The 14,512-nt window shown below is 60.9% G+C and carries 13 protein-coding genes; 6 read left to right on the top strand and 7 right to left on the bottom strand.

Annotation, left to right across the window (positions count from 1 at the left end):
• The first annotated feature begins 24 nt into the window (after positions 1-24).
• From N4264_RS14775 to N4264_RS14750, 6 genes are all read left to right on the top strand, one after another.
• A complete protein-coding gene (locus tag N4264_RS14775) occupies positions 25-1,212 on the top strand; it encodes an SAVED domain-containing protein (RefSeq protein ID WP_261693009.1) in 1,188 nt (395 codons plus the stop codon).
• An 11-nt stretch (positions 1,213-1,223) separates the two neighbouring features.
• The gene (locus tag N4264_RS14770; RefSeq protein WP_261693008.1) at positions 1,224-1,790 is read left to right on the top strand and encodes a hypothetical protein; all 567 of its coding nucleotides are present in this window, start codon (positions 1,224-1,226) and stop codon (positions 1,788-1,790) included.
• A gap of 10 nt (positions 1,791-1,800) precedes the next feature.
• Complete coding sequence (locus tag N4264_RS14765) at positions 1,801-2,985, top strand: nucleotidyltransferase domain-containing protein (RefSeq protein ID WP_261693007.1); 1,185 nt, start codon at positions 1,801-1,803, stop codon at positions 2,983-2,985.
• A 131-nt stretch (positions 2,986-3,116) separates the two neighbouring features.
• A complete protein-coding gene (locus N4264_RS14760) occupies positions 3,117-3,701 on the top strand; it encodes a ubiquitin-conjugating enzyme E2 variant (RefSeq protein ID WP_261693006.1) in 585 nt (194 codons plus the stop codon).
• A 12-nt stretch (positions 3,702-3,713) separates the two neighbouring features.
• Entirely contained in the window at positions 3,714-4,088 is a 375-nt protein-coding gene (locus tag N4264_RS14755) for a hypothetical protein (RefSeq protein ID WP_261693005.1), read from the top strand.
• Positions 4,089-4,281: 193 nt separating this feature from the next.
• The gene (locus tag N4264_RS14750) at positions 4,282-5,052 is read left to right on the top strand and encodes a hypothetical protein (RefSeq protein ID WP_261693004.1); all 771 of its coding nucleotides are present in this window, start codon (positions 4,282-4,284) and stop codon (positions 5,050-5,052) included.
• A gap of 236 nt (positions 5,053-5,288) precedes the next feature.
• Here N4264_RS14750 and N4264_RS14745 read toward each other — a convergent pair whose 3' ends face one another.
• The 7 genes from N4264_RS14745 to N4264_RS14715 form a co-directional block, all read right to left on the bottom strand.
• On the bottom strand, positions 5,289-6,014 hold the full coding sequence (locus tag N4264_RS14745; RefSeq protein ID WP_261693003.1) for a hypothetical protein: 726 nt from the start codon (positions 6,012-6,014) through the stop codon (positions 5,289-5,291).
• A gap of 339 nt (positions 6,015-6,353) precedes the next feature.
• Positions 6,354-7,232 (bottom strand): SDR family NAD(P)-dependent oxidoreductase, encoded by an 879-nt coding sequence (locus N4264_RS14740; protein ID WP_261693002.1) that lies wholly within the window; start codon positions 7,230-7,232, stop codon positions 6,354-6,356.
• 122 nt (positions 7,233-7,354) lie between these two features.
• A complete protein-coding gene (locus N4264_RS14735) occupies positions 7,355-8,638 on the bottom strand; it encodes a cytochrome P450 (RefSeq protein WP_261693001.1) in 1,284 nt (427 codons plus the stop codon).
• Between the two features lie 130 nt (positions 8,639-8,768).
• Positions 8,769-9,563 carry an SRPBCC family protein gene (locus N4264_RS14730; RefSeq protein ID WP_261693000.1) on the bottom strand — a complete coding sequence of 265 codons (795 nt, stop codon included), beginning with the start codon at positions 9,561-9,563 and terminating at the stop codon, positions 8,769-8,771.
• A 69-nt stretch (positions 9,564-9,632) separates the two neighbouring features.
• Positions 9,633-10,937 carry an FAD-dependent oxidoreductase gene (locus N4264_RS14725; RefSeq protein ID WP_261697635.1) on the bottom strand — a complete coding sequence of 435 codons (1,305 nt, stop codon included), beginning with the start codon at positions 10,935-10,937 and terminating at the stop codon, positions 9,633-9,635.
• Positions 10,938-10,945: 8 nt separating this feature from the next.
• The gene (locus tag N4264_RS14720) at positions 10,946-11,869 is read right to left on the bottom strand and encodes an outer membrane lipoprotein-sorting protein (RefSeq protein WP_261692999.1); all 924 of its coding nucleotides are present in this window, start codon (positions 11,867-11,869) and stop codon (positions 10,946-10,948) included.
• Positions 11,866-14,460, bottom strand: coding sequence for an efflux RND transporter permease subunit (locus N4264_RS14715; protein ID WP_261692998.1), 2,595 nt, complete (start codon positions 14,458-14,460; stop codon positions 11,866-11,868). Before N4264_RS14715 ends, N4264_RS14720 begins: the two co-directional genes overlap by 4 nt.
• Positions 14,461-14,512: the final 52 nt, after the last annotated feature.

Here is a 14,512-nt window from a genome sequence, read left to right as displayed (position 1 = left end):
CTGAGATAAGGCAGGCATCGCGAGATGAGCCACCATAAGCGACTTCTCCTCTTGCTGGGTATCAGCATCTTTCGCACGACCAGCGAAGAAGAAGCGGTAGCTTCCTTGACCGACGAAGAGGCTCGGCTTCCTCGCACTATTCTTCGCCTCGATACCAGAGAGTTGGATCCGAGCGTCACGACAGGCTTCTGGTCACCCGTCGAAGCGCGTGTACGAACATTCGCGAAGCAAGTCCTCGCGGACCTCGACCAGAACGGGCCGGCGATGGTGCGCTACATCGGGCTCGACGAAGTGCCCACGTTGGTCGCGCTCTCGGCCTTTCTAGGTGATGAGCATCGCATCGAGTGTCGCGACTTGGCGGTCGACACCAAGCGGTTCGAATGGCTCGAACAGGACGCGACGGTCGCCTTCGACAAGGTCGGCGAGCCACGAGACGTCATCGAAGCGGCCCGCGATGTGACCTTGCGCATCGAAGTGTCGTTTACCGTCCACGCCGAGCATGTCGACCAAGTCATTGCACCGAGCCAACGTATCGCCGATGTCACGGTGCGGCCGCGCGGCGTTACACCGATTCCGGGGCTCCTGCAAAGCCAAGCCGACGTGGAACGCGTGCGAGTCGCTGTGCGCGAGGTGTTGGCCGAGCTCGACCGAACACGACCGGGCATCCAAACGATTCACCTCTTTCTCGCGGGTCCAGTTTCCGTATGCCTCGCAGTCGGGCAGGAACTGCGATTGCGCAATGGCCGTCGGGTACAGACCTATCGTTACCGGTCTGACGCGACCCCCGCGCAAACACCGGCAATCCTTCTCACACCTCGTGCGGGTGAAGAAGTGCAGCGTCCATTGACGGCTGACGAAGTTGCCCGCGCTGACACGATCCGAGAACGGTGGCGGGAGGCGCTTAAACAGGTATACGAACACGCGCAGGTGCTGAAGACGCACGGCTCTTGGCCTGGCTATCTGGCCGCACCGCTGGTCGGCGACAACCCATGTCCTTCGGACTTGGCTTCGATCTGGGAGCTAGTCAAGGACGTCGACACGATCAGCCAAGACGATGTCGATGAGTTCTCGTTTGATCGGACAGCGCGGGTCTGGTTTTTCCCCAACAGAATGTTGCTCGACATGGCGGACGCAGGCGGTGATGCCGATCGAGTTAGGAAGCTGGCGCGTGCATTTTTTGGCACGAGTATCTGCACGAGTACCAGTACCTGACGCAGCACACGGTGAGGAACATTGGCGCATTCGCCAATTGTCTCGAGCGACTCGACTACATCGCGGATGCCTACGGAACCCTGCATCAGGTGGACTATGTGGTGCGTCAGAGGCAGGACCATGTCCTCAACGATGCGGACCTGATCGGCTACCTTCGTACGAGCATCACCGAAGCGATCGACGCATTCTGGAGCTTCGAACCCGCAGAGCCCATCACGGTGTGGCAAGAACGTCGGCTTCGACGTTACCTGAATTGGTATTGGCGACGTATCGAGATTGCGCACGCCATCGATCTTTCCGACGCCATGACGCGGCTGTGCCGCCCACCGGTGATCGAGCTGACAGGCCCGCCGATCATGACTGATGCGCGCCGCGTCTACCTGGACCTGGGTCGGATGCGCGGATCGGACAATCCAGAGATCGCACTAATCGACGATCGCAATCGCCTGCAGCGATTTCCGAGCGATCAGAACCTGTCGATTCCAGGGTTGCTGGATGCCTTTCGCTCGCGGCGGAAAGACGTCATCGACAAGTTTTTTGAATCTTTGATCGACCACGCTCGTCAACGTCAATCGTGAGGGCCTCTCCATGACATCGTCCATCTCTCAACGCAACCTGGCGCTGCTCCTTCAAGAGCTCGACATCCCCGATTCGGCGTACGAGCGTGCCGATCAGCGCTATCAGAATCTTGGAGACTTTTTCGCAAGCGCCCGTGCCGCGTGCTCGAAGCATTCGCCTCACATCTTTCCTCAAGGTTCCTTCCGGCTGGGCACTGTCATTCGGCCGCTCGGCAACGATGAGTACGACCTGGATGTGGGCTGCCGCTTGCGGGAGGGTGTTACTGAGGCCACACACTCGCAGCAAGACCTCAAACGGGTGGTCGGACGAGATCTCCAAACCTACCGAAACGATCGACAAATTGAGGCACCGCTTGAGGAAAAGCATCGGTGCTGGCGCTTGGCTTATCAGGATGAACTGGCGTTTCACATGGATGTCGTCCCGTCGATCCCAGGCAACGCACTCCATCGGCAAGTGTTGCAGGAGCGGATGCGCAACAACGGCATTGACCCGACAGTTGCCGCCAACGTCGCTCAGCACGCTGGCTCCATCACCGACAACCGCTCTCTCGACTACCGGGAGTTGAACGCCACGTGGAAGCTCAGCAACTCCGAAGGGTTTGCGTTGTGGTTCGAATCGCGCATGCGGCAGGCACAAGCCCTGCTCGAGCGAACCGCCGCCATGGCAGGGACAACGGTGGACCGCTTGCCCTCACGGCGCTGGAATTCTCCTTTGCAGGCGGCGATTCGCATCCTCAAACGCCATCGCGACGTGATGTATCAGAAGAACCCTGACGCGAAGCCCATCTCGGTCATCATCACCACGCTGGCAGGCCAGGCCTACCAAGGTGAGAACGACCTTGAGACCACGTTGGCAGGCGTCCTGGACCGCATGGGTGGATTTGTTCGTCCTGCCACACCTCGTGTACCCAATCCGGTGAATCCCGTGGAGGACTTTGCGGACAAGTGGGCGGACCCTTCGTACGCGCATTTGGCGCTAGAGCGAAACTTTCACGCTTGGCTCGCGCAAGCCAAGGCGGATTTTGCAAGCTTGAGGAACGCGAACGCGGTGCCCCTGTTGGAACGGGCGCTAGCGCATTTCAAAGTGTCCGTGGGGCAGGATCGGCTAGAAAAAGCGATCGGCGCCGGCACCCCGGCATCGGCGCCGACGCCCGCAACCATTGAGCCGACGACTCGGCCTTGGACTGGACCTTGAGCGTGGTGCCCGGACTCGCTGAGTTTCTAGCGGAGCAGCCGGATCTCCGGTTCGCTTCCTGCGACCAAGAGAAGCTTCTTGTGGAGGGAGTTTATCTTTTAGACGCGGAGCACCCTGCAGCAGGCCGCGTCGTGCGTGAATTTCAGTTGTCGGTGCACATTCCGCCATCGTTCCCGAACGTGCCCCCCGTGGTGTTTGAGAACGGCGGCGTTATTCCGTGTGAGCCGGACTTCCATGTCAACGGCCACGACGGATCGCTCTGTCTCGGTTCGCCCCTAGCGCTCCGACGCGTTCTTAGAGCCCACCCCGAGCTGCGGGGCTTCTTGGTCCACACCTTGCGTCCGTACTTGTACGCGGTCAGCGTCAAACTGGACCGCGGCGGCCCCTTCGTCTTTGGGGAGTTGCGCCACGGTTCCGAAGGCAAGCTCCAGGATCTTGCCGACGATCTCGGCATTGCCGAGTCTTGCGTATTAGCTGCACTGAATCTCGCACTTTTACCTGATGAGGAAGCTTGCGAAATGCCATGCCCGTGTGGCTGCGCGAAAGCACTCGCAGAGTGCTCGCTGCGCGATCGCATAGCGGACCTGCGTTCTCTCTCTAACAAGCGGGAACTCGAGTCGTTGCGTGACGAGTTTGTGTACGGGGGACTCCTCGCAGACTTGAAGGAAACTACGCGTCAGATCACAGCTGCTACCGCGCGGCTACGGTCAACTTAACGAGGCCTACTGATGAACGTTGCCCCGCAGCTGGCATTCGATCTGCTTAATGCCTTCGCGCGAGCGGAATTCGCGCTCAAAGGAATTCGGCGATTGTGCATAGGCAACGAAGGCAACAACGCTTCCGCCAACTGGGACCGTTTCGCCAGCGACATCGCGATCCAACTCGCCACGGCCTTCGGATTGCTGCCTGAAACCAAAAAGATTCTGCTAATCGATCCCCCCATGAAGGAAGTAGTCCGTGGCGGTGTCGCAGTTTTCGAGCACATGCCGTTGCAAGGCCCTGAAGGGGTGCAACTCCTGTCTGCCGTTCGGCGCGTGCGCAACAACCTTTTCCATGGGGGAAGGAGAGGCCCGAGCGCTATGCCGGCCATGACGCGCAGTTAGTCTCCGCAGCGGTCGAAGTGATTTACGCGGCCGTTGCTTGTCACCCTGACGTCAACCATCGGTTCCACGGCCACTAAGGGCGTCGTCGTGACTACACTCGACGATTCGTGACCATCAACCCAGTCAGACTCTGCCTGCGTTAACCAGTCCGTGCTCCGGCGCCGATAGCCGTCACACCCCATCGGAGAGCCCAATGTCGAATTCCGAATACGAAGACAGGCATAGCGCTGAAATGAACATTAAATCCATCGAGGCGCGGCTGGATCGATGGAAGCGGTCGCTGTGTCCCAGCATCAGTATTGCAGGACTGCTTGCGCGATCACCGGTTGCCCACAAATGGAAAGCGCCCACCCGTTGCATCGTGGTAAGGGAGGCACTTTTTTGGCGCATGCATGATATCGGCCGGCAGTTCGTCTCGTGCGTTGAGGCCGAACATACGTTAGGCGCATTGATGTTGCTTCGGGGCGCACTGGAAACGCTGGCACTGGCGATTTATGTCAACGACAAGATCGCGAAAGTCGTGACGGGCGAGCTCGCATTCCTAGATTTTGAGGAAGCCACTAAAAAATTTCTTATGGGCTCCAAAGATAAATCCACTTCGATCGGCGCCGTCAACATCCTTACCGCACTAGCCAAGGCTGCCGAAAAATACCCGAATCTGCAGCAGATGCACCAAGACCTCAGCGAAGTGATTCACCCGAATTTCGCTGGCGTGACCGGCGCATACTCAACGGTTGACCGCGAGAACTTCGAGACACGGTTCGCCGTCGACATCTTTCGCCATCACGGCTGGAAGCAAGATCCGATCGCGCACTATGCGTTTGCCGCTTTCGAGCAAGAATACAATTCGACCGCAACATTGCTACCACTGCTTGAGCGCTGGCTGGAAGAGAATGACCAAGCCCTCGAACTTCTCAAGGCAAACAGCGAACCATCGACAGCCGACGATGGCAGCTCGCTTTAGCCGCTCGCTGTGCTCCGGTCATTCGCCTTGAATCGAAACGATCGTCGGTCGATGTTGGTGCGTGCGCGGTTAGTGAAGAAATTCGTCGCCAGACCAATCGCGAAGGCCGCGTATGGACGGACGATGGAATGCTGCCTGTTCGTCGCACTCAGCTACCACGCGCCAAGTCCTTCTTGGAGAACCAGAGCGCAATCGGTTGACTAGTCTGCGGAGCTTCTTGTGAGTTTGCGCGGTTTTTACGGAGATGCGCGCGCGATGAGCCAAGCGCGGCTGAGCTGGCGAAGCATCAATTCTGCGTCAGGCAATGAGACAGCCTTCGATGGTGGTGAGCCATTCTGAACGCCATGGCGAGATGCATCGCCACTCAGCGCAGGCGAGTTCGCCGTGCCGGCAAAGGCCTTCAGTTGCTCGCGAGATACCCCAAGCGCGACCAGTCCTGCTGTTCCCCCTGCGGCGTCAAGCAGCACCTCGTAGAGCCGATACAGTGCGGTCCAATCGTTCAGTTCACCGCTCGAAAGGCGTAGTACTTTCTGGACAGTGTCGTCGACCCTCGCGAACATGATTATCTGAGGTATTGGATCGAACTGCGGCATGCGCTTGGGCTGATCGTCCGGCCCGGTCGTAGTCAGGTTGGCCTCAACGGTCGCACCGACGCGAATTGTTTCGCTTAGGGAAAGGATGAGGTAACGACTGCCATCCGGTCTCCGGAAAGAGACGTCGATCACGCGAAGATTTGCGTGTCGACATAGCAGCACCGACGCCAGCCCCGAGAGCGATCCAAGGTGCTGGCGCGCCGAGACTTCCATTTCATTGTGCTGTTCGAACCCGAGCGTCTCTAAACCCTGCCATTCCAACCGGCGGGCGGTATCGACCTCGACGATGCGTGGGCTCACCTGCGAAGTCTTGCGCACGAGCCAGTTCAGTGCGACCGCGTCGCCATCGATCGTCAGTTCCCACCCCATGGAGCCCTCCAGAATGGGATGGCGAGAACAAATCCAGCCACTGGCCCCCAAGTTTAGGCTTGAACGCGACTACAGGCACCGGGCAGCGGCCTAGCCTCGAACTGCAACGCCTGTTTCGGAACAGCAACTTAGGCTTTGGTCGCTACAAATTGCACGAAAACCGAGGTCACCCCTCGTAGGGTGTGGTCGCGAAAGCGACCGCACGATGGGGCGGTTCCGGAGCCGGTGAGGCCCGACCGTGCGGGCACCTGCGGCGACCACACGCTACGCCACGCATTTCGTAGCGTGTGGTTGCGCGGGTTCCGTGGCCTGCGCAAGGTGCGGGTGCGACAGCGATGGCTACGCCGTGAACTGGCGTCGCATCACCGCGTGGAACCAGGACTCGGGCAACAGCCGGCGCATTCCCAGGAACAGGCCGGCATCCATGCCGACCACGTACTGCGATCGCGGGTGCTTTGACGCTAGAACCTTCCGCAGGCGTTGTGCGACGGCGTCCGGAGCGGCGCCGAATCGCGTGGCTTTGCCGACGGCTTCGCCGAACTTGGCGAGCCCCGATCGATAGCTGTCCGGCGCGTCTCCCGGCAGCTGGGCATTTGCGGCAGCGAGACTGCGCTCCGTCTTCGGAATAAAGTCCGTCTTGATGCCGCCCGGGCAGACGGTCACGACACGAACGCGCTCGTGCCATAGCTCATGCCGCATCGCTTCGCTCAGGCCGAGCACCGCAAACTTCGAAGCATGATAGTAGGCCTCCCATGGCACGCCGATGTAGCTGCCGATCGATCCGATATTGACGAGCTTGGCCGTCTCTCCCGGGTGGGACGCCGCGTAGCGACGGAGCAGAGGCAGGGCTGCACGGCTCAGTCCCGCCAGTCCGAAGAAGTTGGTCTCCATCAGTGATCGGGCGTCCGCTTCGTTCGTGTACTCGAACGCGCCGTTGAGATTGAAGCCGGCGTTATTGACCACAGCATACAGACCATCGCGGCTGCGTTCGTCGATGGTGGCGAGTGCGGCACGGATGTCCTCCTCGCGCGTGACATCGAGCAACACGGGATGAAGTCGTGATGCCCGGTCGACCGGGCAGGCGTTCTTCAGCGCCTCGGCATCCTCCGTTCGCCGGATACCTGCGAACACGGTGTAGCCCTCGTCTACCAGAAGGAGTGCGCTGGCGCGGCCGATGCCGGTCGAGGCACCGGTAAGCAGAATCGTCTTGGTTTGCATGCGTAGTGTTCCGAGGTGGTGGCGGTCGACCGCCCGTGGCGATCCCTTGCATTCATGACGTGCCCCAGCGACGCCGAATCGGCGGGTTCTGCCGAAAGGTCGGCGACGTGGGATGCACCGGCTCACACGCTGATCGGGATCTCCGTGGCGCCGCGCAGATTCATCCGGCCGTTCCAGCGGACCGGACCGGACAACGCCAGTTTGGGGAATCTGCTAACCAGCCGGCCTATTGCCACCCGCCCCTCCATTCGGCCGAGCGCGGAGCCGAGGCAGTGGTGCGGGCCGAGGCTGAACGACACGTGCTGGCGAGCGTGTTCGCGGTCGATCTTCAGCATGTCCGCATCCGGGCCGAACACCCGCTCGTCGCGGTTGGCCGCGCCGAGGCACGCGATCATCATCTCGCCGGCCGGGATCTCGTGGCCGCCGACCTGGTACGGGGCCAGGGTGATCCGGCGGGTCTGGTGAATGGGGCTGTCGTAGCGAAGGAATTCCTCGACCGCGTTGCCGATGAGATCCGGGTTCGACCGCAGCAGCGCATGTTGGTCGGGGTGGCGCAGTAATGCGGTGACACCGTTGCCGATCAGGTTGACGGTCGTGTGGTGGCCGGCGACGTAGAGCAGCAGGATCTGGGACACCAGTTCGTCGTCGGTCAGCAGGTCGCCATGCTGCTCTGCCTGGATGAGGGCAGTGAGCAGGTCGTCACCCGGGTTGTTACGCTTCCATGCGATAGCCTCACGCATCATGGCGTCCAGCGCGACTTCGGCGCGGACGATCGCCTTCATCACCTGGGGATCGCCGACCGGTTCCAGCGCCATGACCAGCGTCTCGGTCAGCTCGAGCAGCCGCTTGTGATCGGTTTCCGGCATGCCGAGCATCGCGGAGATCACCGCGAACGGCAGCGGGAACGCGAGTGCTTCGATCAGGTTGACGGAGCCGGCGTCGGCGATGCGGTCCAGCGCCGCATCGACATGTTGGGCCACCATTGGCTCCAGCGCGGCGATCGAGCGCGGCGTGAACACCTTGCCGACCAACGACCTCAGCCGGGTGTGGTCCGGTGGGTCCGTGTTCATGATGGTCACCAGTTTGACGGGCGCGTCGGCGATGAGCGCCTCGTACTGATCGCGCATCGGACCGTCGCCGAGGTTGAGCTCCGACACAGAAAGACGGGCGTCGCGCAGGATCGTGGAGACCTCGGCATGCCGGGACACGAACCAGACCCCCATCGGGTGCCGTTGCACCGGCTGAAAGTCGCGCATCTCCCGGTAGTGGTCGTAGGGGTTCTCGTCAAACCCCGGCTGGAATGGGTTGAACACTCCCGGGGGCATTGGGGGCAATGAGGGCATCCCGGTTCCCTGGGGCTTCTCGATTTCCTGTGTCGTCTTGGTTGTCTCGGTCGTCACGGTCACGGTCTGATTCCTTCCGTTCTCGGCTATGTGGTTCACTTCAGGTTGAACATACGGGGCATGAGGCCACTTCGCTGGATGTTCGAGTGTCCGACAGGCGCCCCACCCTACTCGTCAACTTCGGCGGCAGGAGTCAGTGCGTCGAGGTAACAGCGGATTCCGGTTGGCGGATGTCGTCAATGAAATCAAGCTTGGCATTGACGTACCGCTCTTCCTTCAACGTCTCCCGCAATGTGGTCGCGAAGAACTTGTGACTATGGTCCACGAGCGTCATGTTCAGCAGGATGTACGGGAAAAAGCCGATGCCTGGCAGATCGACGTCCTGGATCAATGACACTTCCACCTTGCCGTTCGGCTTCGGCGTGTAGGTCCAGCGGTTGTGCATCCGCTCAATGCGCACCACCCCGGGCGTATGTGGCAAGGTGTTGGGCAGGCTAACCACATCGAGCACGACTTCCTTGGTCTGCTTGTTCTGTTCGAACATCGTTGCGATGAGCAGCTCGCGATCGGCGAACGGGCCGGGGAGATCCACGCGCCACATATCCTTGTCGTAGCCCCGCACCGGGTCGAAGTCCTGGATGCGCTTCATGTCCTTGCATCCGGGAATCCACTTTATGCAATTCTCCAGCGTGTCGCCGACGATAAGATGCTGCGAGGCCAGCTGGGTCAGCGTGTAGTCGCCCTCCATCACTGTCTTCGCCTTCAGCAGCGCGTCGCCCGGGGCCTTCAGCAGATAAACCTGGATCCCATCCGCGTCTTTGGCGAGCTTCCATTGCCCCGTACCGGAGGCCACCCATGCGATATGCGCGGCGAGCACCGCCATCACAAGCAGGCTGAATGCGAAGTAGAGCCTCTTCCAGAGCGGCGCCTTGATCTTCCGGGGAACGGCGGCCTTGTCCGTGGTCGTTGTATTCGATACGTGGCTCATGGTGTCTTCCTGTCGTTGAGGTGGGTCGGGTAGTTGATGGAATACGGGCGCTATCGGCGGGGGCGGTGGTCAGGCTGACACGGCCTCCGCTTCGGCGGGCGCGTTCCTGGTCTGGGTCAAGGTGTCGGCGAGATACTTCGCCAGGCAAAGCAGCGTGAGTGTCGGCGCGACCCGTCCGTTCTCCGGGATGAGCGAGCCGTCGCAGACGTAGAGATCGCGCACGCGGGTTTCCAGTCTTGCGTCGACATCGCTGCCGACGCGTAGCGTGCCGAGCGCGCCGCCGATAAACATCGGTGCCTTGAAGACGTCCTGGGCGCCGGCGCGTTCGAGAATCGTCCGCGCGGCCCGCTCGCCGCGTGCGAGCTTGTCGAAAACCGCCGCATCGAGCGTCTTGTGGTAGCGCCCGTCGCTGGAGAGCCCGCCGCCGACTTCGTCGTGGGCCATGACCGTGATGCCGAGGTGCTCGGGATACGCGAACATCCGCGAAAATTGCATGTAGCGCGGCATGAACATGAGGAACGGAAACTTATGTACGTTCGCGTCCTTCAGGACGATGCCCTCTTCGAGCGTCATTTCCATGGTGCCGCAGAAACTGTCGAGACCGCGAAGGCCCGGCACGCGCGCGAACAGCGTAAAGCTGGGATCAATGTAGTAGCCGGCGGCGACGACATTCGGCAGCCCGCTGGCGCGTAGCAGCAGCGGCGTCGCCAGTGAGCCGGCGCAGACAACGACCCGCGCCGCCCGGAATCGGACGGAACGGCTGCGGAACGCGCCTTCCTTGATCCGGCATTCCACGCCGACCGCACGTCCGTCTTCGATCAATACCCGTTCTGCGAGCGCGCCGCACTTGAGCACCGCGCCCTGGCGCACGGCTTCGTCGACGAAGGTCAGTGCCTTCCATTTGGCATCGTAGTTGTAGACGCCACTGCACTTGGACTGGTCGATCAGCATCAGCTTCTTCTTCCAGTCGTAACCGGCTGCAACGGCGGCTTCGCGCATCCGGTGGGTCTGCGGGCTCATGAGCGCGTCGGGCAGTGGGGCGAGCGGAACCTGAAGACGCATCGCATCATAGGCGGGCTGCAGATCAATACCGAGCTTGCGATACGCGTCGATCGGCGGTTCATCCATGACCGCCAGATACATCGCGCTCGAGCCGCCTGCGGCGTGTATCACGGCGCCCTTGAGCTTGTCGGCCACGGGGATCTCGCTGAATATCGATCCGAACGTGTAAACCGACTCCTTGAGCGGGACATATTGCCCCCGCTCAAGGATCAGGACCTTTTTCCCGCGACCACTGAGTTCGCGTGCGAGCACGGCTCCAGCGGTGCCGGAGCCGACGATGATGTAGTCGTAGATTTCACTGTCTTCAGACATGGACGTGGTCATGGCGTCGGCGGTGCCTGCGGCGTGCCGTCCTTCGCTTGGTTCAAGTGCTTGCGGGAGAGCTGCATCTGACGTTCGCGATAGGCGAAGTCGGTCAGCGAGCGCTGGCTGAGGAACTCTTCGTCGATGTCGACGTTGAGCACGATGTCGGACTGCTCCCACGTGGTGATCCGGCGCTTGGTGAGGTTGTTCATCGCGGCATTCGTGGCCAGCCAGACGTTACCGATCTGCTTCACCTCCAGCACCGAGAACTGCTTGTAATGCCTGCCGCTACGATCGTAGAGATCCTCTTTCAGCACGATGAAGCGTTCCTTGTCGACGTAGGAGACGATGCGGCCATAGAAGGAACGCTTGCTGCGGCTGGCCGTCGGGGTCAACTCGATCTTCCAGACCGGGCGGTCGCGAAAGGTGTCCTCACCCAGCAGCTTGTACGTGTAGTCCCTCACCTTCTTGACTTCCGCGTCCTCGGCCGTCACTTCCGAGCCGAACACGGCCCCGCTCTCGCCGCTGTCGGCAACGGACACGATGCGCTTTACCTTGCTCAACACAGGCAGATAGACCCAGAAGTCCGACGCCTTGTCGTCTTCGGCGTATCCCCAGGACAGCATCGCCGTGTCCTTGTCATTGATCGGCTGGATGATGACGTCAAGCGACTTGCGATCGTTGTCGCGCTGCCCCTCGGGCCGATGGCTCTTGCCGAACGACTCGAAGATCACGATGCGCGGCTTCTCGGCGCAGGACAGCTTTCCGCCGCTGACGTCGTAGCGGCAGGTCGAGAACTTGACCCGGCGGACCGACGACGAATAGCTGTGATGCGTTGCGTCGTCCACCTTGATCATGATCTCGCGCGCATCCTGCGCGAGGGATATCGCCGGGGTGGCCAGGAACAGCGCCGCGAGGAAACTATGGCAGACGGTTTTCATCCAGCGACTCCCCCTTCAACGGCGGCTTGACCTTCAGCAGCCGAGCCTGCGGCAGGGATGGGGCCGTGCGCAGACCCCGGCTGCTCCTTGAACTTCGGCTTGAACTTCAGCAGCAAGGCCGGCAGCAGGAACAAGTCATTGAGCAGGCCCACGAAAATGGCGAGCGCGCCGAACTTGCCCATGTTGGAGGTGCCCGCCGCGGAAGCGATCGCCATGATGCCGAAGCCCAGGCCCAGGATCAGCGCGGTGAACACCACGCCCGGACCGGTTTCGGCCATGGTCCGCTGCAGCGCCGCGTTGACATCGCCGTCCTGGGCGAGCTGCAGCTGGTAGTTCGAAATGAAATGCACGGTGTCGTCGATCGAAATACCGATGATGATGGGCGCGAGCATCATCGTGAAGAAATCAAGCGGAACGCCGGTGATCCCTAGCAGCCCCAGGGTCAGCAGCGCTGGGATCAGGTTGGGGATCAAGGCGATCATTCCGACCTTGAACGAGCCGAACACCAGCAGCAGGATCACGCTCACCGCTACCAGGGCAATGCCGAACGTGATGACCTGGTTCTGGGTGAGGTACTGGGATGCCTGCATCGCCAGCGCGAAGATGCCGGTGATGGATACCGTGGCCTGCGGGTACTTCGTCTTCAGTTTGGCCATCATCGTGTCGATGTCGGCGCGCATCTGTGTGAAGACCTCGTGGTACTCGTACGACCCGTAGCTGTGCAGCGCGACCTTGATGTTGGCCTTGCGGTAGCTGTCGTCGACCAGGCGCTGACGCTCGCTCGGGTTTGCATTGTTGAACAGGAACAGGGTCTGCGACAGCGTTTCGCGCGTGTCCGGGATCCGCTCGTGCTCCGGAGCGTTGCCGTTGAGTTTCCGGTTGGCGTCCTTCGCCACATAGGCGATGGAGTTGGTCATCACCACGTACTTCTTGTATTTGGTCTCGAAATTCTTCTGCAGCTCGTCCATCGCCTTCAGCACGTCCGGATCCTGCAGGGCGAAGTCCTCCTTGAAATCGAGGTACAGCACCATGGCGTAGGCGCCCATCATGTGCTCGTCGGCAACCTTGACGCTCTGCGTGAAGGTCGAGTCCTTTGGGTACTGGTCCAGGATCTGCGAGTCGATCTTCACCTGGGTCGCGCCGTAGAGGGAGACCGCCAGCACCAGGGCGAAGGGAGTGATGAACGCGACCGGACGCCTCTGCACGAATGGGACGACCTTGTCCAGGGCCGAAGTCAGGCGCGGCAGCACGTCCAGGAACCGCTTCTTCTCTGGCGTCGCGACGACCGTCTTCTTCTTCGACACCGTCGGCCAGATGTCGATCAGCAGCGGCAGCAAATAGAAGGTCAGCAGCAAGGCGAACAGGATGCCGAGGGTCGACATGATCGCGAAGCTCTGGATCGGAACGACCGGCGTGATATTCAGCGCCATCGTGCCCGTCATGTTGGTGAAGCCGGTCAGGAGCAGTGCCACGCCAGCGAACTTGTACGCATGGCGCAGCGCATTCTTATGGTCGATGCCGGATTTGCGCAGGCGGGTGTAGCCGGTCAGCGCGTGCACCGAATCGGCGACACCGACGGTGAGGATCAGCAGAATGCTGAGGATCAGAAAGCCGGTGACGGTGAGTCCGAGCAGGCCGGTGACGCCCAGCGTGAAAACGGTGCTCAAGATGACGATCAGCATCGACCACACAACGGCCGAGGCGGAACGGAACAGAAACCACAGCAACGCCATGATGATTCCGAACGCAGCCATGTAAAGCATGCCCATCTCTTCGGTCATCTTCACGTTGTGTTCGGCGGCAGCGGTGTTTCCCACCGCGTAGTAGTCGAACTGCTTTGCGTACTCGGGCTTCTCGAGGATCTTCTTGATCTCCGCGAACAGCTTCAGGTAGTCACCCTGGTCGGTGGGCTTGAACTGGACCGGCTTTTCCTCGTCCGACGAGGCGGTCTGATCCAGAGCCAGCGTCGTTTCCCCCGTCACCGCCTCCGCGTCGACCGGGACAGCGCCGAAATCGGTTTCAATATGAATGCCGCCGTACTTGTGATCGCGCGAGAAGAACTGCAGCGGCAGCCGCTTCTCCGCTTCTGCGATCGCCTTGATCTCGGCGATTGCCTGGGGCGAGGTGGGTCCCGTGTCACCGACAAGTGGCCTGGAAGCCAGCAGGTCACCGTCGACCGTCAGCACCGAAGCATTCACCAGGGTGTCGACCTTGACGATGTGTTCGAGCGCGGATTGCTCGCCCTCCTTGAGCTTTGCGCGGAAGTTGATCAGCTCGTTCTGGATACCGCGAACGGCCTCCAGCGAAGCCGGCGAGAACACGTCCCCGTCCTTTGGCTTGTAGACGATGTAGACCCCGTCCTCGCTGCCGAACTGCGCGTGGTAGCGATTGAACGCGACCAGCGTCGGGTCTTCCTTGTGGAACCAGCCCTCGATGGTCATGTCCATGTGCAGCTTGCCGATGCCGAAAACGCTCGCGGCAAGCAAGCCCAGGAAGACAATGCCGACCAGCAGGCGTCTCTTGCGCAACGCGTCCGGAAGGTTTTCGAAGTGCTTGGACAACCGACCTACGATTCGCTCTCTAGCGGACATGAGTGCACTTCCTATTGGTCATGATGATTACCTTGCGCAGGCTCGACGCCCG

The sequence above is a fragment of the Tahibacter amnicola genome (genome assembly GCF_025398735.1).
Classification (GTDB): Bacteria; Pseudomonadota; Gammaproteobacteria; order Xanthomonadales; family Rhodanobacteraceae; genus Tahibacter; species Tahibacter amnicola.
This window is presented reverse-complemented; position numbering and strand designations above follow the sequence as displayed.

Bases quoted from the DNA above. Each gene is read 5' to 3' on its own strand.
- N4264_RS14775 (WP_261693009.1), top strand. From the start codon at position 25: ATGAGCCACCATAAGCGACTTCTCCTCTTGCTGGGTATCAGCATCTTT.
- N4264_RS14765 (WP_261693007.1), top strand. From the start codon at position 1,801: ATGACATCGTCCATCTCTCAACGCAACCTGGCGCTGCTCCTTCAAGAG.
- N4264_RS14755 (WP_261693005.1), top strand. From the start codon at position 3,714: ATGAACGTTGCCCCGCAGCTGGCATTCGATCTGCTTAATGCCTTCGCG.
- N4264_RS14750 (WP_261693004.1), top strand. From the start codon at position 4,282: ATGTCGAATTCCGAATACGAAGACAGGCATAGCGCTGAAATGAACATT.
- N4264_RS14745 (WP_261693003.1), bottom strand. From the start codon at position 6,014: ATGGGGTGGGAACTGACGATCGATGGCGACGCGGTCGCACTGAACTGG.
- N4264_RS14740 (WP_261693002.1), bottom strand. From the start codon at position 7,232: ATGCAAACCAAGACGATTCTGCTTACCGGTGCCTCGACCGGCATCGGC.
- N4264_RS14730 (WP_261693000.1), bottom strand. From the start codon at position 9,563: ATGAGCCACGTATCGAATACAACGACCACGGACAAGGCCGCCGTTCCC.
- N4264_RS14725 (WP_261697635.1), bottom strand. From the start codon at position 10,937: ATGTCTGAAGACAGTGAAATCTACGACTACATCATCGTCGGCTCCGGC.
- N4264_RS14720 (WP_261692999.1), bottom strand. From the start codon at position 11,869: ATGAAAACCGTCTGCCATAGTTTCCTCGCGGCGCTGTTCCTGGCCACC.
- N4264_RS14715 (WP_261692998.1), bottom strand. From the start codon at position 14,460: ATGTCCGCTAGAGAGCGAATCGTAGGTCGGTTGTCCAAGCACTTCGAA.